The sequence below is a fragment of the Alicyclobacillus suci genome (genome assembly GCF_017329615.1).
GTDB classification, from domain to species: Bacteria; Bacillota; Bacilli; order Alicyclobacillales; family Alicyclobacillaceae; genus Alicyclobacillus; species Alicyclobacillus suci.
Map to the genome: position 1 here is coordinate 1 of NZ_JAFMTW010000226.1, position 263 is coordinate 263.

At 70.3% G+C, this 263-nt stretch carries 1 protein-coding gene; it reads right to left on the bottom strand.

The features are described from left to right. Window positions 1-263, bottom strand: a 263-nt coding sequence (locus J3482_RS20520; protein WP_206923133.1) for a hypothetical protein, incomplete at both ends; no start/stop codon positions are given.

Sequence of the window (263 nt, forward strand, 5' to 3'; positions counted from 1 at the left end):
GTGGCCGTTTGGCGCACATCTGGGTGCTCCAGTCGTAATCGGGATCCTTCTCCAGGTGCATGCGGAGCCGGGCGATGCTGTGGTCTCGGGGACCGCCGCGCTCCTCGAGAGGCAGCATCCGGCGCGTGCGGTCGAGGACGGCCGTTTCGCCGCGCTCGAGCTCGGCGCAGATCTCGCCGAGGTCGCGCCCCTCGCGGACCAGGCGCACCAAGGTGGTGTAGTCGTCAGAGGTCCACGGGAGTCCGGAGCGCGCCGGATGGGTC